This window comes from Blautia marasmi, assembly GCF_900258535.1.
Classification (GTDB): Bacteria; Bacillota; Clostridia; order Lachnospirales; family Lachnospiraceae; genus Blautia; species Blautia hominis.
On sequence record NZ_OIWX01000001.1, the window covers coordinates 4,985,670 to 5,006,540 of the forward strand.

Annotated in this window: 18 protein-coding genes; 16 read left to right on the forward strand and 2 right to left on the reverse strand. The window is 45.4% G+C overall.

Annotated features, from left to right (window positions below; all coding sequences use genetic code 11):
* Positions 1–9: 9 nt before the first annotated feature.
* The 9 genes from C6P39_RS21800 to nagA all read left to right on the forward strand — a co-directional run bounded on the left by C6P39_RS21800 (position 10) and on the right by nagA (position 11,503).
* A complete protein-coding gene (locus C6P39_RS21800; RefSeq protein WP_104805171.1) occupies positions 10–1,152 on the forward strand; it encodes an ABC transporter ATP-binding protein in 1,143 nt (380 codons plus the stop codon).
* Positions 1,145–2,272, forward strand: coding sequence for an ABC transporter ATP-binding protein (locus C6P39_RS21805; protein WP_104805172.1), 1,128 nt, complete (start codon positions 1,145–1,147; stop codon positions 2,270–2,272). The genes C6P39_RS21800 and C6P39_RS21805 overlap by 8 nt, the downstream gene beginning before the upstream one ends.
* Positions 2,273–2,286: 14 nt before the next feature.
* Positions 2,287–3,438 carry a uroporphyrinogen decarboxylase family protein gene (locus tag C6P39_RS21810; RefSeq protein ID WP_158661658.1) on the forward strand — a complete coding sequence of 384 codons (1,152 nt, stop codon included), beginning with the start codon at positions 2,287–2,289 and terminating at the stop codon, positions 3,436–3,438.
* A gap of 21 nt (positions 3,439–3,459) precedes the next feature.
* Complete coding sequence (locus tag C6P39_RS21815) at positions 3,460–5,070, forward strand: xylulokinase (protein ID WP_104805173.1); 1,611 nt, start codon at positions 3,460–3,462, stop codon at positions 5,068–5,070.
* Positions 5,048–6,103: a 2-hydroxyacid dehydrogenase gene (locus tag C6P39_RS21820; protein WP_104805174.1), complete on the forward strand. Its 1,056-nt coding sequence runs from the start codon at positions 5,048–5,050 to the stop codon at positions 6,101–6,103. The genes C6P39_RS21815 and C6P39_RS21820 overlap by 23 nt, the downstream gene beginning before the upstream one ends.
* Before the next feature lie 4 nt (positions 6,104–6,107).
* Positions 6,108–7,565 (forward strand): FGGY-family carbohydrate kinase, encoded by a 1,458-nt coding sequence (locus C6P39_RS21825; protein ID WP_104805175.1) that lies wholly within the window; start codon positions 6,108–6,110, stop codon positions 7,563–7,565.
* 114 nt (positions 7,566–7,679) lie between these two features.
* The gene (locus tag C6P39_RS21830; protein WP_104805176.1) at positions 7,680–9,023 is read left to right on the forward strand and encodes a phosphomannomutase/phosphoglucomutase; all 1,344 of its coding nucleotides are present in this window, start codon (positions 7,680–7,682) and stop codon (positions 9,021–9,023) included.
* A 96-nt stretch (positions 9,024–9,119) separates the two neighbouring features.
* A complete protein-coding gene (locus C6P39_RS21835) occupies positions 9,120–10,184 on the forward strand; it encodes a LacI family DNA-binding transcriptional regulator (RefSeq protein ID WP_104805177.1) in 1,065 nt (354 codons plus the stop codon).
* 143 nt (positions 10,185–10,327) lie between these two features.
* On the forward strand, positions 10,328–11,503 hold the full coding sequence (nagA, locus tag C6P39_RS21840; protein ID WP_104805178.1) for an N-acetylglucosamine-6-phosphate deacetylase: 1,176 nt from the start codon (positions 10,328–10,330) through the stop codon (positions 11,501–11,503).
* 60 nt (positions 11,504–11,563) lie between these two features.
* Here the strand turns inward: nagA and C6P39_RS21845 are convergent, their stop codons facing one another.
* Positions 11,564–12,865, reverse strand: a complete 1,302-nt coding sequence (locus C6P39_RS21845; protein WP_104806013.1) for a nickel pincer cofactor-dependent isomerase, group 22 — start codon at positions 12,863–12,865, stop codon at positions 11,564–11,566.
* Positions 12,866–13,205: 340 nt separating this feature from the next.
* On the opposite strand from C6P39_RS21845, the gene C6P39_RS21850 reads away from it, so the two are divergent.
* The 6 genes from C6P39_RS21850 (at position 13,206) to C6P39_RS21875 (ending at position 19,331) form a co-directional block, all read left to right on the forward strand.
* Entirely contained in the window at positions 13,206–14,072 is an 867-nt protein-coding gene (locus C6P39_RS21850; RefSeq protein WP_104805179.1) for an NAD(P)-dependent oxidoreductase, read from the forward strand.
* Between the two features lie 12 nt (positions 14,073–14,084).
* Positions 14,085–15,401, forward strand: coding sequence for an AGE family epimerase/isomerase (locus C6P39_RS21855; protein WP_104805180.1), 1,317 nt, complete (start codon positions 14,085–14,087; stop codon positions 15,399–15,401).
* Complete coding sequence (locus C6P39_RS21860; RefSeq protein WP_242987104.1) at positions 15,392–16,147, forward strand: glucosamine-6-phosphate deaminase; 756 nt, start codon at positions 15,392–15,394, stop codon at positions 16,145–16,147. The genes C6P39_RS21855 and C6P39_RS21860 overlap by 10 nt, the downstream gene beginning before the upstream one ends.
* A 12-nt stretch (positions 16,148–16,159) precedes the next feature.
* Entirely contained in the window at positions 16,160–17,515 is a 1,356-nt protein-coding gene (locus tag C6P39_RS21865; RefSeq protein WP_104805181.1) for an ABC transporter substrate-binding protein, read from the forward strand.
* Positions 17,516–17,592: 77 nt separating this feature from the next.
* Complete coding sequence (locus tag C6P39_RS21870; RefSeq protein ID WP_104805182.1) at positions 17,593–18,471, forward strand: carbohydrate ABC transporter permease; 879 nt, start codon at positions 17,593–17,595, stop codon at positions 18,469–18,471.
* On the forward strand, positions 18,468–19,331 hold the full coding sequence (locus C6P39_RS21875) for a carbohydrate ABC transporter permease (RefSeq protein WP_242987105.1): 864 nt from the start codon (positions 18,468–18,470) through the stop codon (positions 19,329–19,331). Before C6P39_RS21870 ends, C6P39_RS21875 begins: the two co-directional genes overlap by 4 nt.
* A gap of 55 nt (positions 19,332–19,386) precedes the next feature.
* Here C6P39_RS21875 and C6P39_RS21880 read toward each other — a convergent pair whose 3' ends face one another.
* Positions 19,387–19,917: a hypothetical protein gene (locus C6P39_RS21880; protein ID WP_158661659.1), complete on the reverse strand. Its 531-nt coding sequence runs from the start codon at positions 19,915–19,917 to the stop codon at positions 19,387–19,389.
* 203 nt (positions 19,918–20,120) lie between these two features.
* Between C6P39_RS21880 and C6P39_RS21885 the strand changes: the two genes are divergently transcribed.
* Positions 20,121–20,801 (forward strand): alpha/beta hydrolase-fold protein, encoded by a 681-nt coding sequence (locus tag C6P39_RS21885; protein WP_158661660.1) that lies wholly within the window; start codon positions 20,121–20,123, stop codon positions 20,799–20,801.
* Positions 20,802–20,871 lie beyond the last annotated feature (70 nt).

The following is a 20,871-nucleotide window of genomic DNA, read 5'->3' on the forward strand; positions in this document are numbered from 1 at the left end:
GTGAGTGGTATGGCGAGAATCAGGCTGGAACACGTAACAAAAAAATATGGAAAAATCACAGCGCTGGAGGATGTATCTATCGATGTACAAGATAACGAATTCTATGTTATTTTCGGTCCGGCAGGTGCAGGCAAAACGTCTGTTTTGAATCTGATAGCAGGGATCGCAGACCCGGAGGAGGGGAACATCCGCTTTGATGATACGAATATGAATTACGTGGAGCCCAGAGAGAGGGATGTGGCAATGGTTTTTGAAAATTATGCCCTGTATCCCCACAAAACAGTGTACGAAAATATTGCGTCCAGTATGAGGACAAAAAAATACAGGCAGCCGGAAACGGTTGTTGACCGTGAAGTCAAAAGAGTGGCAAAGCTTATGAATATTTCTGAGCTTTTGGAACGAAGGCCTGCCCAGGCCAGTAACGGACAGAGGCAGAGGATTGCCCTGGGCCGTGCCCTGGTTAGAAATCCAAATGTATTTCTTATGGATGAACCGCTGGCCCATCTGGATGCAAAGCTTAGAAATTCCATGCGCAAAGAGTTGAAATCTATGCAGGAAGCATTTCACACAACCACAATTTATGTGACACATGATTACACAGAGGCTATGAGCCTTGGCGATAGAATTGCTGTTATAGATCAGGGGAAAATCTGTCAGGTGGGTACAGGCAACGAAGTTTATTATCTGCCGAAGTCAGAATTTGTGGCAAAACTTTTCGGGGATTGCGAGATTAATATCCTAAAGGGCCAGGTTGTGGAGGAGGAAGGAAAAATCAGTATTCGTCTTCCTTACGGGCAGGAAAGCTATCCGGTACCGGAAGACATCGGAGATAAGCTGAAAAGCGCGGACGTGAAGCAGGTGGATATCGGTTTTAGAGGATGGGCTATTGACTATAGCAGGAACCCGCAGGAAGGGTTTATCAAGGGCAGTATTTATACCCATGAACCACTTGGGAACAAAGTAGAGCTTACGGTAAGCCTTGGTGATGACATGATTCGTTTTATTGTACATGTGGACGAGAAATTTGAAATTGATGAGACAGTTTATCTTCGTTTTAACATGGATAAAGGTATTTTTTTTCACAGTGAGACAAAAGAATATCTGGTACGCCATAATGAGGAAATCATGAGAGGCGGTGGAAAAAATGGCTAATTTAAAGCTGCGGAATCTATATAAAATGTATGAACAGGGCAATGGGAAAAATAAGAAAAAAAGTATACAGCAAAATGATGAATACGCGGTAAACAATTTGAATTTGGAGATTGAAGACGGAACATTTCTCGGTATTCTCGGCCCTTCCGGATGTGGAAAATCCACGACTTTGCGTATGATTGCCGGATTGGAAGAGATTACAAAAGGTGAGATCGCTATCGGGGATACTGTTATCAACAATACCCATCCGAAAGAGAGAAAAATCGGCCTGGCGTTTGAAGATTATGCTTTATATCCGCCTCTGTCCGTGTACAATAATATTGCTTTTTGCCTGAAAGCAAACAAAGTGGATAAAAAAGAAATAGACCAAAGAGTAAGAAAAATCGCAAAAATCATGAAGGTGGATGACCTGCTGGATGAGAAAGTAGAGGGACTGAGCGGAGGACAGAAACAGAGAGTCAATATAGCCAGAGCCCTTGTAAGGAATCCGAAGATATTATTGCTGGATGAACCTTTGTCTCATTTGGACGGAAAGATGCGGCAGATATTAAGAGGTGAAATCAAAAGACTGCATAAGGAGATGAAATGTACCACTATTCTTGTGACACATGACCAGATGGAGGCACTGTCTTTGGCTGACCACATCGCGATCATGAAATTGGGAGTTCTGCAGCAGTATGGTACACCGGATGAGATTTACAATGACCCGGTCAATGTTTTTGTGGCGGATTTTATCGGTGAACCGCCTATGAATCTATTGCCTGTGGTGGTAAAAAAACTGAACGGCGGCTTCTGTTTTGTCCTGCAGGACGGGACGAAGATAAAAGCCCCTGCTAAATTCAATTCCGTTTTAGATGAGGGCCAGCAGTATACTATGGGGATCCGTCCTACCAGTATTACCATTGCAGATGAGATTGACTTTGACGCAGAATTTACTGTAGATGTATTTGAAAACCTGGGTGATGAGAGAATTGTCAGCATCCGTATCCTGGAGGATTTTCTGACAATAGTCATAGAAGATATGCTGGTTTTCCAGAAGGGAAATAAGATAAATGTAAAAATGAAGGAGGACTTGCTGTATCTTTTTGACAGAGAGACAGGAGAGCGGATAAGAGAATAAAAAGGAGGATGAATATGGGTAAAGTATATTCCAGAAGAGAACGTGTTGAGACTGCACTGAACCACCGGGAGCCGGACCGGGTTCCCTGTGATATGACAATTGCGCCCCCGGCGTATATGGAACTGTGTGAATATCTGCATGTGCCTTTTGAACCATATTGGTGGGATGACTGCAATCATGCTTTTGCATCCGTGGAAGTGTTGGAAAAACTGGATATTGATATCATGCATTTTTCTGCAAATGCCTTTGTACCAAAGGATTTTTCTATCGAACAGGATGAATTCCGGGACCAGTGGGGGGTACTCAGAAAAAAGATTTGGGATACAGATACAGACTTTATGTATATCAATGGAGATGCACCTTTGGCCGGAATCGAAGATGTAGCGGATGTTTACGCTTATCACTGGCCGAAACCGGAGGAGCTCTATGACCCGGATTTAGCGGTGCCGTTGGTGAGAAGCTTGTATAAGGAGACGGATTTTGCGCTTACCTGTCAGGTAGGAGGACATCTGTTTGAAATGGGGCAGTTTCTTTTGGGATTTGAAGATTATCTGGCATATCTATATACAGAACCGGAGATTGTGGAAGCTATCATGGATAAGACCAGGGAAATCCAGATGAAAGTGGAAACCATGGTGATGGAAACCATAGGGGAATACCTTACCTATGTCAGACTGAACGGGGAAGATGTGGGAACACAGAATGGCCCGTTGATCAATCCAATATATTACGAACAGGTAGTAAAACCACGTCACCAGATAGAATGGAACCATGTAAAAAAAGAGTTTAGAAAATACAATCCTCAGGGAAAACTTTCCATCCATACCTGCGGCGGCGTCTATCCTTTTATATCGCATTTTATAGAAGCCGGTGCAGACATTCTAAATCCGATCCAGCCGTCCGCGGCGGGGATGGACACAGCGCTTATCGGGCATGAGTTCGGCAGCCGTCTTTGTTTTCATGGCGGCATAGACAGCGTAAATGTACTGGCTCTTGGAAACGAGGAGGATGTAAGAAGAGAAGTGAAAAAGAGGATTCATGATCTGGGGCAGGGCGGAGGTTATCTGTGTGCTCCTTCTCATAATATACAGGGCGGTGTACCTATGGAAAATGTGATCGCCATGTATGAAGCTATCCATGAGTTTGGAAGATATCCGCTTACATAAGTGACAAAAGAGGTGATATATATGGATGATAAAATTCTGATGGGGTTTGATTTTGGCACCAATGGAGTGAAGGCTGTGGCATATAGTGTGAAACAGGAAAAAGTAGTGATGTCCGCCTATAAAAGTTATCCTGTGGTGACCCCTTATAAGAATCAGGCGGAGCATATACCGAAAGAATGGTGGAATGCATTTGTTTGGTGTATAGGCAAACTTTTGGCAGAGAACACTTTTCAAAAGGACCAGGTATCAGCCCTGTGTGTCAGCAGCCACACGCCGACACTTACACCCATAGGAGAGGACGGAGAACCTCTGATGAACGGTATGATATGGGCAGACGGTAGGGCCGTGTCCGAGAGCCTGGAACTGCGAAGAGATTATGGGGAGGAGATTGCTTTGGTGAATCCTGCCTTCATCAGACCATACCATATTATCTCGAAACTTTTCTGGCTGAAAAAGCATAAGAAGGATATTTATGACAGGGCAGTCATGTTTCTGGATTGCAGCAATTACATTACATACAGACTTACCTCACGTTTTACCATTGATCGTTCCATGGCGACAAACTATCATTTCTATAATATCTTTGAAAAAAAGTGGGACAGCGGATTGGCTGAAAAACTACAGATAGATTTGGAATGTTTTCCGGAGGTCTGCGACTGCAATGAGGTAATAGGGTGTATAACGGAAGAAGCAGCTCAGGAGCTGGGCCTGCCTAAACATATCCTGGTGGCGGCAGGTGCTTCAGATACTGCTATGGCTGCGTTGAGTGCGGGTATTTTCAATACAAATCAAATGGCCTATTCCTGCGGGACAGGAAGCAGTGTGGTCATGCTCCGGGAATGCACGGAGAGGGAGACGTATAAGACGGATGACCGGCTGATCACCATTGGGTATGCGGATAAAGATTATATGATGAATATTGGGGTCATGTCCAACACAGGTGGAGCCTTCAAGTGGATGAAGGAGGCGGTCTGTGATATGGAAACCCTGTGTGCAGTGACTTTGCATAAGGATGTGTTTACTGTTATGAGTGACTATGTGACGGAGGCGCCTATCGGAGCAAACGGAATTGTATTTCTTCCGTATCTTGCAGGGGAACTGTCTCCTATCTATAATCCCAACGCCAGGGGTGTATTCTTTGGATTGTCAGGGACATCAACGAAAAAAGAGATGCTCAGAGCGGTAATGGAAGGAACTTGTTATGCAGTCAGGCAGAATGTGGATATTGTGTTGGATGCCCAGGAGATGAAGCCGGATGCCGTCGAGGGAATAGTTGCCACAGGAGGCCCGTGTAAAAGCAGTGCCTGGATGCAGATGCTCAGTGATATCCTGGGCATTCCGGTGACCATACAGGAAAATACAGAGGGTGCAGCTATAGGGGATGTGGTGGTTGCAGGCTGCGCGGCCGGTATATTTTCCAACCTGAAAGAAGGGGCAGAAAAGATGAAGACCATTGGCCGGACATACCTGCCCGATCCTGAAAATCAAAGGCAGTATGAAATAAATTATAAAACGTATTGTGAACTGCAGAAATGTCTGCTTCCCTGCTTTGACTCGCATATGCTGAGACAGAAAAGCAGAGGGACATATCAATTGGAGGAGGAAACGTATGAAGATTGTGTGCATCGGTGACCTGCTCCTTCCACCGGAAATGATGGAAAGGGCTACGGAGAACTTTCAGCGTTATGATGAGAAAAGATATTTTTATTTTGGGCCGAAATCCCATGAGGAGATGCGGATTTACATAAAAAATATGGAGACTGCAGGTTCGCGCTGTGTTCCTGTGCCGGACGATATCATGAGAGAGATAGTGGATGCAGATGTGATTCAGACGCATCAGTGTCCTATTCCTTCGGAGGTGTTTGAAAAGGCAGGACATCTGAAACTGCTGCTGACAAACAGGGGAGGAATTGAAAATATTGATTTGGGAGCCGCCACAAGGGCGGAGGTTCCTGTGCTCGCCAATCCGGCACACAATGCCAATGCTGTAGCTGAGATGACAATAGGGCTGATGATCGCAGAGACAAGAAATATCGGCCGCTGTCATGCATCCATGCGGGTAAACCACCAATGGCTGGAACACTTTCCAAACTTTGGCAGAATCCATGAAATGAAAGGCAGGACAGTGGGACTGATCGGATTTGGAACGATTGGGCGGGCCGTCGCAGAGCTTTTAGCCGCGTTCAAGGTAAAGCTGCTGGTCTATGATCCCTATGTGAAGGAGCATGAGATACGGGAAGCAGGAGGGGAGGCAGTCGGCCTGGAGGAACTGTTAAGATGCAGCGATATTGTCTCCATGCATGCAAGGGTGTCTGAGACATCTAAGGGTATGATGGGCCGGGAACAGTTCCGGATGATGAAGAAAACAGCGGTCTTTATTAATACAGCCCGCTCCCCTCTGGTTGATATGGATGCTCTTTATGAGGCGCTTAAAGAACAGTGGATCACCGGGGCGGCCATTGATAACTATGAGGTGGAGCCAGTGCCAAAGGACAGTCCGCTTCTCAATCTGGATAATCTGACATTCAGCTGTCATAAAAGCGGGGATACGGTGGAAGCTTTTGCAGATAGTCCGGCCATGGTCCTGACGCAGGCAGAGCGGTATTTTGCTGGAGAGACACCCAGGTTTCTCATGAACCCGGAAGTGCTGAAAGGGTCAAGGTGATGGAATGCTTTTTTTGGGAATTGACCTGGGAACCCAGGGGGCCAGAGGGATTGTGTGTGATGAACGGGGGAAGGTATTTGCACAGGGGACGTGTAATTTTGGAAGTCTGAACACAAGCTGTAAGGAAGGACAATATGAGCAGGCGCCGATCATGTGGTGGAACGCGGTTAAACAGGTTATAACAGAGTGTATGGATAGCCTCCTGCAGACAGGCAGAAAACCTTCACAGATCCGGGCCATCACTGTAGACGGGACATCCGGTACAATTGTACTTTTAGACAAAGAGAAACGTCCTCTCAGGGATGCACTCCTTTATAACGATATGCGCGCAGCAGCCCAGGCGGAGAAGATACACAGGTATGCTGGTGAGCTGGAAAAAAAGATGGGATATCTCTTTAACGCTTCCTTTGCCCTGCCGAAAGTTCTTTGGATAAAAGAGGAGGAACCATATGTGTATGAAAAAGCAAGACATATGGTGCATCAATCAGATTACATAGTGGGAATGCTCACAGGCGAATATGGGGTGACAGACTATTCCAATGCGCTGAAAAGCGGGTTTGATCTGAAGGAAGAGGAGTGGCCAAAACTGCTGGATGTACTGGGGCTTGACCGGACAATCTTCCCGTCTGTGATCCCGCCGGGACAGGGCATAGGAACTATTACTAAAAGGGCTGCAGTGGAATTCGGATTGTCGACAGATACAGTGGTTGCTGCAGGGGCAACAGATGGTTATGTATCTGCCATTTCAACAGGGGCAGTCAGAAGAGGTGACTGGGCATCTGTCATAGGTACAACCATGGTTCTGAAAGGGGTAACAGAAAAGTTGCTCTGTGATGCAGGGGGAAGCAGCTATTCTCATAAACTGCCTTCCGGTGACTGGATGTTCGGGGGCGCTTCCAATATAGGAGGAAGGTGCCTGAACGATTCTTTTGACAAAGAACAGTTTGAGATGTGGAACCGTGGAGTGATGGATGTGATACCCACCAAGGTCATCAGTTATCCGCTCCATGGCCGGGGGGAACGTTTTCCTTTTCTGGACCCGGAAGCAAAAGCATTTGTTCTGGGAGATATCTCGGACCCTCAAATCCACTATGCCGCGTTGATGGAGGGAGTAGCTTATGCAGAGCGGTTTGCATTAGAACATATGCAGCACTGCGGTGCTGCTGTGGGGAATGAGATTTACACAACAGGGGGTGCCTGCAGTTCATCGGAGTGGCTGCAGATTCGGGCAAGTGTGCTGGACAGGGTGCTGAAAGTGCCGGAGCATACAGGGGCCGCCATTGGATGTGCGATTTTGGCGGCATCTGCTTCCTGTTATGGCAGCCTGACAGAGGCGGCCGGACACATGGTATCTTACAGAAAGATCATAGAGCCGGTGCATAGGCTTATTGCAGCATATGATCAGCTTTATCAAAGGGCGTTTCAGGCATATAAAGAAAGGTATCGTGTAACTGTTCGGTAGTGCTGCGCCTTTACTGCGCTGGCCGAAGAACGTATTCAGCCAGGCAATGATCCAACCATTTATATACAGAATAGTTACCAGCTGAAACAGGAATGAACGGCAAAGGAGTGTCACATGAGTATTTATAAAGACTGTGATATACGGGGGATCTACGGAGAAGAATTTGACAAGGAGGATGCGTATCTCATCGGAAAAGCAGTGGGAACTCTGCACAGAGGAAAAACCTTGGTGGTGGGCGGGGATGTTCGCCTTTCCACCCCTGTTTTGAAAAAATATCTTATTCAGGGACTGATGGAAACAGGGATACATGTGTTGGATATAGGATGCGTGACAACACCCATGTTTTACTTTGCTTTAGACGCAGAGTTTTTTCATGCGGCAGCGCCCCAGGGAGGGATCATGGTCACAGCGTCCCATAACCCGGCCAGGTATAACGGGTTTAAAATGATGTTCGGAAACGCCCCGGTGACAGCGGAAGAGATTAAAAAGGTGGAAGAGCTGGTGCATCTGAAAAACTTCTGCACAGGAATCGGGTCCTATGGAACAAGACGCATAGATGGGGAGTATGCGGTCTTTATAGAAAAACACTGCAGAAAAGGCAGACTAAAGATAGTCCTTGACTGCTGTGATGGTGCCGCCAGCAAAATAGTGCCGGACATCATGGAAAAAATGGGCTATGAAGTAATTCCGCTTTACTGCGGAAGTGATGGGAATTTTCCGAACAGGAATCCAAATCCCGCAGAATATGAATGCCTTGCAGACGTTTGTAAAAAAGTTTTGGAAACAGGCGCAGATTTAGGAGCAGCCTATGATGGAGATGGAGACCGAGTGGTTTTTATTGACAACCGGGGACGTTATCTGACCAGTGAGAAAAGTTTTGCTATTTTTATCCGGCATTATCTGAAGGCAGAGACAGGTTCTTTCGTGTATGATCAGAAAAGTGCTTCCCTGGTGAAAAACACAATACTGGCCTACGGCGGAACACCTATTGTGGAGCGGAGCGGATATGGTTTTATTAAACAACGCTTTTTAGAAGCTGAGTCTCTGGCGGCGGGGGAGATCAGCGGACATTTTTTCTTTCATGAAATCGGTAGAGATGACGGGCTCTACGCAACTCTGAAAATGTGCGAAATTATAGAATCGGATGGGAGGAGTCTGGCAGAGATGGCAGAAGAATTTCCGGATTCAGTCATTACGGCCGATTTGAGAGTTTTCTGTCCCTATGAGGATCAGGAGAGATGGCTGGAAAAGGCGGCAGAGATGGGAAAGTTTTATCCCATGAGCAGAATGGACGGTGTGCGTATCGAGTTTAGGGATGGCTGGTTCCTGCTCAGAAAATCTGTGACAGAACAGGCCATGACATTTCGGATAGAGGCGTCAGACAAAGAGGCGTTGGGGAGGATAAAAGAGGTCGTGGAGAAGGCAGTACCGGAAATAAAAGAGGCCCTGCCAGAATAGATTTCCGTAAGTTTTGCTGTTGATGGAATTCGTTTTCCGTGCTACAATATTCTAAAACATGTCAGAAAGCTGAAAATGACTGTATGAGGAGAGAGCATGACAAAAAAGAAAGCAGGAATTGTTGATATAGCAAAAGCCAGTGGCGTATCGGTTTCCACTGTTTCAAGAGTATTAGGCGGCAGTACCCATCCGGTCAGTGAAGATTTGAAGGAAAAAGTAATTGCCACAGCAAAGAAGATGGATTATGTTCCGAATTTGATGGGCAGACAGCTAAAAAAGCAGGGAAGCAGTGATATTGCAGTTATTGTACAGAATTTGGCGAATCCTTTTTATCCTGATGTATTAAGAGGGATAGAGGATTATCTGTGGGATGACAATAAGTATAGTGTGATGATTTACAATACCTATGGAAACACCCAGAGGGAAAAAAAATACCTGGAGGATTTAAGACAGAGGCAGATTAAAGGGCTGATCATCTCCACGTCAGCATATATAGATCAGGATGATACGATTATTGATTCCCTGAAACACATGATGGATATGGGAGTGAGCGTGGTGGTCTATGACCAGGAGATCAGTGGTTTGGAGACCAGCGGCGTGTTTTTTGATTCCAGACATGCGGCGAGGCTGGCGCTGAACCATCTCAGTGAACTTGGACACGAAAAAATCGCAATTGTCAATTCACCTTTGATAAGACCCAGCAGAATAAATCTGTATCATGATTTTAAAAGTGAACTGGCGGTAAGGGGATTAGACCTGCCGAAAGAATATGACATGGAGCCTTTGTCCGTGAAAGACAGGGAACCTCAGAGATATGAGTTTGAAAACGGAAGATATCAGGCCCAAAAACTGATGGAGCTTCCCTGTCCTCCTACGGCTGTTTTTGCAACCAATGATCTGACGGCCTATGGGGTTTTGCAGTATTTGTCTGAAACCGGCATAAAAGTGGGAGAGGAAGTTTCACTGATAGGATATAATAATTTGTTTTTTTCATCCATTACCTGGCCTGGCCTTACCACGATCGAGCAGCCGCTTGCCCAGATGGGAGAGGAGGCCGTGAAAATATTGTTGGAGGATATGGAAAATAAAACTCCGGTTATAAAGAATCTGTACCTGAGGCCAAGTCTGGTGATCAGACAGTCTACAGGTCCGAGAAAATAAGTTTTGTACTGCAGGAGAGACTCTTGCATTTTACAGTGAAAAATGTTATAGTATTAATGGAATACGTTTTCCCTACCAAAGTAAGCATCCACAGAAATATAACGTAATATTATCGGTGGTGATTCAGATGGAAAGAGGATATTATGGCAGCAACTGTAATAAAAAATGTCAGGGTCATACTGGAAGACCGTGTTATAAATGGCGGGGCAGCCGTGGAAAATGGGATTATTTCCAGAATCTTTGAAGGGAATCCTGATTTTTCGGCGGAGATTGTGATTGACGGGGGAGGATTATATCTTTCTCCCGGATTTATTGATACGCACTGTCATGGGGCGGGCGGATGTGATTATATGGACGGAACGGTTATGGCTATGGAAACAGCTGCCAGGACACAGCTTGCATTCGGAGCCACCTCCGTTGTACCGACAGCGCTTTCAGGTACAACAGAACAGATATTGAAATTTATAAAGAATTTTCAGGTACTGAAGTCTAATATGCGAAACGGTCCCCGTATGCCTGGTGTACATTTGGAAGGTCCTTATTTCAGTGCGGCCCAGTGCGGTGCTCAGGATCCTGAACTGATCAGAGCTCCAAGACCGGAGGAATACAAAAAAATCATAGATGAGGCCCATGGTGAGATTTGCCTGTGGTCCGCAGCGCCTGAACTGGAAGGGGCAATGGAGTTCGGCAGATATTGTGCCAGAAACCATATCATCTGTTCGGTCGGCCATAGTGATGCGCAGTGGAGCCATATGGAAACTGCCTGGATGAATGGGTTTAGCCGGGTTACACATTTGTATTCAGCATGTTCCACTGTCAGGCGGATAGGTGGATATCGATATTTGGGAGTGGTGGAAAGCGCTTTTCTCCTAAAAAATATGATTGTTGAAATCATTGCGGATGGCTGTCATATACCGCCCGAATTGATTCGTATGGTTTATGAAAATAAAGGGGCAGATCGTATTGTATTGGTAACTGATTCCATGAGAGCGGCAGGTACAGACGCCAAAACATCCGTTTTAGGAAGTTTGTCCGAAGGACAGGAAGTCATCATTGAAGACGGGGTGGCAAAAATGGCGGATAGAAAGGCGTTTGCAGGCAGTGTTGCTACTTGTGACAGGTTGGTGCGTACAGCCAGGAAATGTGGGATACCTCTTTGCGAGGCGGTAAAGATGGCAAGCCTTACACCTGCATATTCTATTGGGATCTCTTCGGCAACCGGCTCCATTGCTGTGGGAAAATATGCAGACCTGATTTTGTTTGATGATGAGATCCATGTGAAATGGTGCATGGTTGGCGGAAAGACGATCAGGCACTAGAGAATAAAAAAACGGGGATGCGGCCTTTTGGCTGTATCCCCATTTTATATAGATGGTCTGTTAATTGCCGGAACCCCAAAAGGCTTCTTTTTTGATCAGGTTTCCGCTGGGGTCAAAGGACATTTCTTCAGGTTCTCCAAGAATTTCAATACAGGGATTGGAAACTGCATCTTTCATCATACTTTCCGAGATATAGATTTCCCCGATGGCTAGCGTGTTGGGAATCCGCACCATCCGTATCCTGTCAAGATCCACTTCATTACAAGTCTTGATACAGGCGGCAATGGCATAGTAGTCATTTTTTAATATCATAGGCAGGTGAATGCCTGTGAATACTGTGCTGGTAATTGCGTTAATATAACTTTCTTCCAGTCTGGCCTGCTGAAAGACACGACTGGTACATACGTCTACACATCCGATGCCGACCATGATGCCGTGGGTTTCCGCTGAAAGGTCAAGGACACAGATTTTTTGTATCTGCACATCATTGGCCGCATAGGGAGTGATAAACCTGCCGGTAACATTGGGATCCTGCCCGTCGCCGCTGTAGTTCTTTCCGATTTCATCAATGGCCATGACAGCAATGTCATCAAAGAGGATTTTCCCCATTTTGCTGCGGGCGATCTCCAGCAGCTTAGGCTCTTCCTCCGGTATTTCCCGGCTGGTCAGGGCTTTCACCATAAAGGTACGGGCATATGCATTTTCAATGACAGACAGTCCAAAAAGTATATTGCACTGTTTCAGGATCACATTGCCAAATAAAGGCACCAGGCGGGCCATATTTTTAAAGCCTGCCTGATGGCAAATGCCGGCACCGTACTGTTTGCCAAGGCCGATAGTCATCATTTTCATCATGCCGCTTTCATATTTTCCCCGAAAGGCTGTGTGTGGTTTGATCTTTCCAATGAGGATAATACCGTCTGCCTCATAGGCATTTTTATCAATATGTACACTGTGCCCTTCGCTGGTTTCCCCTACTTTTACGGTCTTCATACAGGAAACAATAGGACATCCCACGAAGCTTTCCGTAATCTGTGCACTGGCCAGTATTTCGGCCTGTCCCTCTGCTGTGGCGCCTCCGTGGCTGCCCATGGCGGGAACGATAAAAGGGCAGGCTCCTTTTTCTCTCAGGACAGATACGACGGTTCTGATAATATCTTTATGGTGGCAGATGCCACGGCTGCCTGCTGCAATTGCAATGCGCATACCTGGCTTAAGTGTGCTGCAGATTTCTTTACGCATCAGTTCAGAGCGTACGGCCTTCTCGATATCTGTGATTTCTGCATCGTCGAATTTTTGCCGGACCCGTATCATACGGGGAATTGTAACATTTCCAATCACATCATATAGATTTTCAGTCATAAAATAGATCCTTTCTTTTTGATTATTCCGTAGGTCAGTGCAGGAGATGCACAGATCCATTGAATGGTTATATTTTTTGGGTTAAGAAAACGTTATCCATAAAAAGAGTATAAAACATAGGTGTGAAAAAGGCAAGAGCTAATCGTATCGTTTCTTGCTACATATGACTCTATTGGTATATTTTGCCAATAATGATATAAATTCCAAATAAAGACATTATTCGACGTAAAAGTTAGAAAATATAATTGACATACAGGAATCATTGTGATACGATGAACTCATATTACGGAAAACGTATTCCATGAACGAAATGAAAAATCTGACAGGAGGATGAAAGTGTATGAAAGTAGGTTTTATCGGACTTGGTATGATGGGCAGCGGAGCGTGTATGAATATTGTGGAGAGTGGGTTTGAAACCACGGTTTATGACATGAGTGAAAAAGCCATGGCTCCGTTTCAAGGAAAAGCCAGGCTGGCACAAAATGTTGAGGAAGTATTTGAGAGTTCTGACCTCACATTGATGTCACTTCCCAGTTCCACACAGGTGGAAACAGTGACAGATACCTTTTTATCCATGGGGGTTAAGGGAAAGACCGTGTTGGATATCAGCACCAGTTTCCCCCTTTCCAGCCGGGCTATATATGAGAAGTTCAAAAAAGCCGGCGGCGAATTCGCAGATGCTTCTCTCACAGGTACTCCGGCTCAGTCTGCTGCAGGGGAGCTTATTGTTACTTTTGGAGGAGATGAGACGACTTTTGAGAAGGTGGCTCCAGTGGTACGAACTTTTTCAAAGGCATTCCGGTATATTGGCAAAAGCGGCGCGGGAAACATTGCTAAGCTGATCAATAATTATTTGGCCATCATGTATGTGAATCTGTATGGTGAGATATTTCCGCTGGTAGAAAAGCTGGATATTGATGTGGAAAAATTGTTTGAGCTTATCGGTGAAAGCGGTGTGGGCTGCCCTATGTATCAAGGGGCCGGAAAAAAGATCGTATCAAAGAATTATGAACATGGTTTTGCATTGGAACTGGCTCTGAAGGATGCAGGATATGTAAAACAGCTTTTTGACAGCTATGGAAGTCCCTCCTTTATATTGGACGGCGGATTATCTGCAATGAAAATTGCAAAACAGCGGGGGCTGGGGAAAAAGGACATCAGTGAAGTGGCAAAAGTGCAGCGTGATTTACTGAATCTGGAAGACTGAGAAGGTGGATAAATGGACATAGCAGAGATTCAAGATGCAGAAAGATTTTATAGAAAGCATTTAAAGGAAGTGATCCTTCCATTTTGGATTCCGGACTGTATTGACCAGGATTTTGGAGGATATCTGAATTGCTATACAAATGCCGGAAAAGAATTGCTGTCCTATCATAAATTCACTTGGTCACAGGGACGCTTCCTTTGGCTTTTTTCAGAATTATCCATGTGTGAGGATTCTGTTTTCTCTGATGAGAAGAAGTCAAAATTTTTGGGCTTTGCAGAGAGTGGTGCAGACTTTCTGAGAAAACATGTATTCCTCAATGAGGACAAGGAATGCACCTACATGATGGACCGGGCAGGGAATCCCATGCCAGTGGAGCCGGACAGTGTATTATCTTCCAGTATATATGCGGATTTCTTTGTGGCAGCAGGGTTTGCGAAATATGCAGTTGCGGCAAAAGATCATAAAATGTTTGAACTTGCAGAGGAAATGTACAGAAATATTAAAAAGAGGATAGAACAGGGTAAATATTTAACCTTGCCGTATCCTATACCCAAAGGGCTGCGTATGCATGGAATACCCATGATATTTTTGAATTTATCTACAGAAATGTATGTCTCGGCAGCCGGACTGGGATTGGAAAACGAGACCTATGGCCAGGATATGCGATTGTTTTATACAGATATACTAACTAACTTTGTAGATGGGGACCATGTACTGCGGGAAATGATAACCACGGATAATAGTCTGGTGGATCATTACTTGGGAGAATACTGTAATCCCGGACACACCATGGAGGATATCTGGTTTATTTTAAAAGCGGCCGGCTGTTTGGGAGATCAATCGGTCCTTCCCCTATGTTCGGAGATACTGAAGAATGCTTACAGAATCGGATGGGATAAGGATTACGGCGGTTTCCGGCTGTTTGTGCACCATGAGGGGGGGATCCCAAGGGGGACGACAGCGGGGTTAGAGAAAGAACCCATGTTCAGACAGATAGAGGAGAACCATGATAATAAGCTTTGGTGGCCCCATTCTGAAGGACTTTACAGTTTTTTATACGCGTATTTTTTATCAGGAGATGAAGAACTGCTTACTATTTACAAGAAAATATTTGATTACACGTTTGCGGTATTTCCAAACCGGGATTCCCGCGTTGGAGAATGGATTCAGATTCGGCAGCGGGATGGCAGGCCGGATGATAAAATAGTTGCGCTGCCTGTGAAAGATCCTTACCATATCATCCGAAATCTGATTTTGCTGATCCAATTGTTAAGGGAACAGCAGGACAAAGCTGGTTTAAAAAGAGAGGAGGAGATTCCTTGCAGATAAGGTCATATGACAAAATAGAAGTGAAGATATACGAAACCAGGGAGGAGATGGGCTTCCATGCGGCAGCCGACGCGGCTTCCTGTATCAAAAGACTTTTGGAAGACAGGAAAGAAATCACCTGTATGTTTGCGGCGGCGCCGTCTCAGAACGAATTTCTGGAAGCCTTGGCAGAATATCCAGATATAGACTGGAGCCGCATCAATGCCTGCCATATGGACGAATACATAGGTTTTGAAATTGGAGATCCGCGTTCCTTCAATGGTTATCTGTCTGGTAAGATTTTTGGAAAAGTTCCTTTTAAAAGTGTAAATCTCATAAACGGCAAAAATGATCCGCAAAAAGAATGTATACGTTATGAGAAACTGCTGCGTGAGCACCAATTAGATATTATTTTTTTGGGAATTGGTGAAAACGGGCACATTGCGTTTAACGACCCGGACAATGCAGGGTTTCAGGATACCTGCTGGATGAAAGTGGTAGAACTGGATGCTGCATGCCGCAGACAGCAGGTAAACGATGGCTGTTTTCCGAGTTTTGATGAAGTGCCACAATACGCATTGACTGCCACCATTCCGTGCCTGATGGGAGGTTCTCACTTGTTTTGTATGGTTCCGGGCGAACGAAAAGCAGCCGCTGTCAGCCGCACGCTGACAGGACCGATTGACGAAAAATGTCCCGCAAGTATTATGAGAGGACACGAAAATGTTGTGCTGTATCTGGATGATAAGTCTGCGGAAGATTTATAGGAGGAAATTCGTATGAAAAAGAAAAAAATTAGTTTTTTACTGGCAGTTTCCATGATTGTTTCCTGTATTTTTACTGGCTGCGGAGAGAAAGAAAAGGTTGAGCAGACAGATGATGTGCAAAATACAAACGAAGATCAGACGAAAGCGGCAGATTCTGATAAACCATACAGCGGCACCACTATACGGGTCCTGACTGCCAATCAGACCTGTGTGGAAAAAGTCCTTTATCAAAGTCTTGATGAATTTGAGGAACTGACAGGGATAAAGGTAGAGATGGAAATTATGGGTACTGACGATTATTCCAATAAAGCAACTGTGGAACTGGCTGCAAAAAGCGATAATCTGGATGTCATTTTCCTCAGGCCCCTCAATGAATTGAAACAGTATACACAAAACGGTTGGCTCACAGACTTATCTTATCTGAAAGAGGATGCTGAATTCGGAATAGATGATTTCTTTGAGTCATCACTTCAGAGCTGTACCTATAATGATGTTTTGTATGGGGTTCCCATCTTGGCGGAAAGCCAGATCATGTATTACAGAAAAGACCTTCTGGAGGAAAAAGGGATCAAAGTACCGGAGACTCTGGAGGAGCTGGAATCTGCTGCCAGCACTCTGCATGATCCGGAAAATGACTTCTATGGCATTGCGCTCAGGGGAAAAGCAAATGCATGTATTACACAGTTCTCAACATTTTTATATGCTTTTGGAGGTAGATTCAATGATGAGACAAAGAGCCTGATGGGAACAGAGGAAGCTCTTCAGGCAGTACGCTATTACGGAGGCCTGTTAAATAAATACGGTCCCGCAGGTGCGGTCAATATGACGTGGACGGAATGCGCAGCCCTGTTTGCTCAGGGAAAAGTGGGATTCTTTATTGACTCTGATGCCATATACGGAAATATTACAGGGGACAGCAGTCTGGCAATTACGGAAGACCAGGTGGGATTTGCGAAAGTCCCGGCAGGTCCGGCAGGGAACACACCTTTTTATGCTACTATCGGAGCATGGGCAATCCCCTCCTTTTCCAAGAAGCAGGAGGCTGCTGCAGAATTTATCAAATGGTCCTTATCCAAAGAGATGGATCTGAGAATGGCAAAAGAGGTACAGAATGCAAGCTGCAGGGCAAGTACATGGGAGGTACCTGAGGTGGCTGATTCCTTTCAGCCGGAAATGCTCAAGGCAATGACGGAATCCAGGGAGGTTGCGGTTGCAGGCGACAGGCCAACCGTGATCGGTGTCTCCCAGGCACGTGATATCCTGAGTGTTCCTATTCAGGAAGCGATCATGGGAAATGATCCTGCAGATGCCTTGAAAGAGGCAGACAAGGAGTTTCAGGAGCTGATTGACAGTGAGCAGTCAGATTAATATACCGTCAGACAGATCAGATACCAGGGGTTTGAAGTCAGTTCAAACCCCTGAGTGATATAGCGAGGAATGATTTTATGAAAAGTAATCGAATGGAAAGACGGGCACATTATTTTATGGTAATGCCATTGATCATTTTTCTTGTTTCTATGGTAGCATTTCCTTTGATATATACCGTCTACTTGAGCTTTACGGACTGGACTATGGGAACCGCAGCACCGAAAATGGTTGGATTTGCGAATTATAAAGATATTTTAACAGATCGCAGATTTTGGGCTGCGACTAAAAATACATTGGTGATCGCTTTCGGGTCAGTCATGGTGGAGACTATTCTGGGAATTGCCCTGGCCCTGCTTCTCAACCGGAAATTCAAAGGAGAAAATCTGGTAAAGACACTCTTTCTTCTACCCATGGTTGCCACACCTATAGCCATCGGAATGGTATGGCAGCTAATATATGAACCCACTATTGGAATCGCAAATTATATGTTGAAATCCCTGGGATTATCTCCGGTAATGTGGTTGGTACAGAAGAACAGTGTAATCCCTTCTTTGATTCTGATCGAGGTCTGGGAATGGACGCCCATGATCATGCTCATCGTCCTGGCAGGCTTATCGGGCATATCGGATGATCTATTTGAAGCGGCAAAGATGGACGGTGCAAACCGTTTCCAGATTGTACAAAAAATCACGCTGCCGCTTATCAAACCTACAGTTGTAGTTGCCGCGCTGCTGCGTATCATTGATGCTCTCAAAACCTTTGATATTATTTATGCCACAACAAAAGGCGGACCGGTAAAGGCATCTGAGACGGTGAATCTGATGGCCTATGATTCTATCTTCAGTTATTTCAGGATGGGTTACGGAGCGTCTACTATCGTGATTTTTTTACTTGAGATTGGTGTCTGTATCGCTTTTATATTTTATCTTCGGATGAAAGCGAGGGTTGATGAATGATGAAAGAGACAGTGGATAAAACAACAAGGGCAAAAAGCAGGAAAAGATTGAAAACAGCAGGCGAAAGATTGGTTTTCTATGTAGCAGTCATGATCATAACCGCTATTGTTATCTTTCCATTTTTGTGGATGGTGCTTGCCTCCATCAAAACGAACGCCCAGGTGCTGGATCCCCAACAGTTTCTGATTTTTAAACCATACTGGGGGAACTATAAAGATGTTTTTGGAAGATATGATTTTGTCAAGCCGATTATAAACAGCGCGGTAGTGGGAGTGGGTTCAACCTTGATCGGTCTTTTGCTGGGACTTCCAGCATCCTATTCTATTGCAAGGACGAAAATGAATAAGTTAAGCACAATGGTTCTTATTGTACGTTTTTTTCCGGGAATTGCGTTTTTACTGCCATGGTATATGATCTTTGAAAAAATCGGAATTTCTGATACCCATTTGGCTTTGATCTTAAGCCATCTGCTGATTAATCTGCCATTTATTGTATGGGTCATGATTCCTACATTTGAAAGCCTTCCGGCTGATTTGGAAGAGGCGGCAAAGATAGACGGATGTTATACTTTTCAGGCGTTTCTACGCATTATGCTGCCTCTTGCAAAACCGGGTATTGTCACCGCCTCTCTGTTGTCTGTGATCTTTTCCTGGAACAATTTTATGTTCTCTCTTGTTTTGGCAGGAGGTAAGACAAAAACATTGCCGTTGGCGCTTTTAAGCTTTATCTCTTATGCCTCCATTGACTGGGGGGCATTGATGGCAGCCGCGGTGACGATCACACTTCCGATATTGATCGCATCGGTGGTTTTGCAAAAACATATTATCGCGGGATTAACAGCCGGTGCGGTGAAAGGTTAGGAACTACGGCCCGGAGCAGGGATTATGATTTAACTGCTCCGGGCTTTTGGCATCCTCACATTTTCGCAAGAACCCCAGCCCCCATCACAATTTCAGGGCGCCCATCCACCTCATTTTCAGGCATACATAAAAAGATACTTTTCCGTCCCAGAAAGGGCTGCAGATTTTCCCGGATCCTTTTCTCATCCAACATAACGGCGTCCTTACCCAGCAGGCAGATAACCAGTTTGGATCTGGCATGAAACCGTTTCAGGGTATCAGTCAGGGCATCTAAAGATTTTGTTTCGGGCAGGGTTTCATAACCTTCCAGTCCTCTGCCGAGCTGCAGCATAGAGAGGGGGATTGGTTGGTTTGTGAGTACGCTGTCTGTCTTCCAGTGCAGCAGGTTCAGCCGGACATTCTGGAAGACCTGGCTGTGGGAGCGGAGTAAAGCGGCTGTCTCTTTTGTCACAGATACGGCAGTTTCTTTTGGAAGCGCATAATCCACCACAAATGTCATCTCCAGAATACCACCCGTATAATTATGCGGAACATGAAGGACACGTTCCACGGCATTTTTTGTATTTTTTCGGAATATCAGATCCATTTTCAAGGAACCTCCCATGCAGTTTTCTGTTCTTTGGTCCGGCAGTTGGGAAATTATCCGGATACTCATCATTATACTACATTTTTCGCGGTCTTCAAGTGGCCTTTGACAGACATATGCTGGCAAGAATAAAAGGATTGCGGTTTTGCATCCCTTCCTTTATAATTAAAATGATCGTTACACAGAAAGGTATGATGGCTGTCATGAAGAGCTGGAGAGAAGAAGGGTACGAAATCTTCCTTTGGGGAGAGGAGACAAAAGAACCGGTTCCTGTGATCTGGTGTCATATTTTTTCCCGGGAGGAAGGAGAAAAGATATGGAGCCGGATCACAGAACCCTGCGTTTTTGCCTGTGTATCAGGAAGAGACTGGAACCGGGATTTTTCTCCCTGGAAGGCGGATAAGATCTATGGGAAGGACACGGATTTTTCAGGCGGTGCGGGGGAGTATCTGCAGTATTTTGAACATGTGATTCTTCCGGAAGCAGAACATGCCATTTCTTTTGAAGTAAAAGACAGAGGCATCGTGGGGTATTCCATGGCCGGCTTATTTGCCGTATATGCCATGTATCATTCGGAAAAGTTTGGAAGAATCGGAAGTATTTCCGGATCCCTCTGGTTTGACGGCTGGGCGGATCACGCATTGAGCCACACCATGAAAGCGGAAAAGCCGGTCATCTATGTATCTCTTGGAAGCCGGGAGCATAAGGTGCGTAATGCGCGTATGGCTTCTGTGAAAAAGAATACAGAACTTCTGGCTGCTCACTGGGAAAGATCATGTCCGGTCATCCTAGAGAGCAATCCGGGTGGGCATTTTGATGACCCGGAGGGGCGTGTGGCAAGAGGGGTCTCCCGGCTATTGACAGCTGATAAAGCCCCATACTAGGTAAAGCACCATACTAGTACAGCATTGCGCAAATACCAGTGAATTCAGCACCCGCTATCTACGCCAGGAG

Bases quoted from the DNA above. Each gene is read 5' to 3' on its own strand.
- C6P39_RS21830 (WP_104805176.1), top strand. From the start codon at position 7,680: ATGAGTATTTATAAAGACTGTGATATACGGGGGATCTACGGAGAAGAA.
- C6P39_RS21815 (WP_104805173.1), top strand. From the start codon at position 3,460: ATGGATGATAAAATTCTGATGGGGTTTGATTTTGGCACCAATGGAGTG.
- C6P39_RS21865 (WP_104805181.1), top strand. From the start codon at position 16,160: ATGAAAAAGAAAAAAATTAGTTTTTTACTGGCAGTTTCCATGATTGTT.
- C6P39_RS21850 (WP_104805179.1), top strand. From the start codon at position 13,206: ATGAAAGTAGGTTTTATCGGACTTGGTATGATGGGCAGCGGAGCGTGT.
- C6P39_RS21820 (WP_104805174.1), top strand. From the start codon at position 5,048: ATGAAGATTGTGTGCATCGGTGACCTGCTCCTTCCACCGGAAATGATG.
- C6P39_RS21855 (WP_104805180.1), top strand. From the start codon at position 14,085: ATGGACATAGCAGAGATTCAAGATGCAGAAAGATTTTATAGAAAGCAT.
- nagA (WP_104805178.1), top strand. From the start codon at position 10,328: ATGGCAGCAACTGTAATAAAAAATGTCAGGGTCATACTGGAAGACCGT.
- C6P39_RS21805 (WP_104805172.1), top strand. From the start codon at position 1,145: ATGGCTAATTTAAAGCTGCGGAATCTATATAAAATGTATGAACAGGGC.
- C6P39_RS21825 (WP_104805175.1), top strand. From the start codon at position 6,108: ATGCTTTTTTTGGGAATTGACCTGGGAACCCAGGGGGCCAGAGGGATT.
- C6P39_RS21810 (WP_158661658.1), top strand. From the start codon at position 2,287: ATGGGTAAAGTATATTCCAGAAGAGAACGTGTTGAGACTGCACTGAAC.
- C6P39_RS21845 (WP_104806013.1), bottom strand. From the start codon at position 12,865: ATGACTGAAAATCTATATGATGTGATTGGAAATGTTACAATTCCCCGT.
- C6P39_RS21835 (WP_104805177.1), top strand. From the start codon at position 9,120: ATGACAAAAAAGAAAGCAGGAATTGTTGATATAGCAAAAGCCAGTGGC.
- C6P39_RS21885 (WP_158661660.1), top strand. From the start codon at position 20,121: ATGAAGAGCTGGAGAGAAGAAGGGTACGAAATCTTCCTTTGGGGAGAG.
- C6P39_RS21875 (WP_242987105.1), top strand. From the start codon at position 18,468: ATGATGAAAGAGACAGTGGATAAAACAACAAGGGCAAAAAGCAGGAAA.
- C6P39_RS21870 (WP_104805182.1), top strand. From the start codon at position 17,593: ATGAAAAGTAATCGAATGGAAAGACGGGCACATTATTTTATGGTAATG.
- C6P39_RS21880 (WP_158661659.1), bottom strand. From the start codon at position 19,917: ATGGATCTGATATTCCGAAAAAATACAAAAAATGCCGTGGAACGTGTC.
- C6P39_RS21800 (WP_104805171.1), top strand. From the start codon at position 10: ATGGCGAGAATCAGGCTGGAACACGTAACAAAAAAATATGGAAAAATC.